Here is a 538-nt window from a genome sequence, read left to right on the forward strand (position 1 = left end):
GCTCCAGCTCTTGGGTATCCCTGATCGTAAACGTATTTAAATCAATAACCGTCAAATAATTGAATAAGAATTCTTGTTCTAATACATACGCATACCGCTCCGTAGAATCTGTTTCTATGGATGATACGATAAGCTCTCGTTCAATCGTTCCTAAGACTTCACCGGTAGATAAGTCCACTTTTTGCACTAACCCAAAATTAAGAACATAGGCGAACAACCCATTGGGGTCAATTGCAATATCAAAACCTTCTACAGGAATAGACCTCTCAACAGTCAACGTATCAATTCCAATCACATAAATGGCAGTACCGGTGAAAACATAAGCAAACTCATGATTAGGGATAAATCTAATCAATCGAGGCGGCTGATCCAGCAATATAGTTGCTGTCACTGTTAATGTGTCATAATCGATGACAGAAATCACATTATTGTTGGGATGTAAGACAAACACAGCGCTTTTATCTGGCGTAATTTCAATACCTGCCGGATTGTACGGAAGAGCAATCGTTGTCACAACAGTATGGGTGTTTGTATCAAT

General features: G+C 39.2%; 1 protein-coding gene. It reads right to left on the reverse strand.

Going from position 1 to position 538, the window contains the following annotated elements:
• A partial coding sequence (locus ACWHAR_RS31320) for a YncE family protein (protein ID WP_452088960.1) occupies positions 1 to 538 on the reverse strand: 538 nt, incomplete at both ends.

The sequence above is a fragment of the Bacillus sp. LR--39 genome (assembly GCF_053613335.1).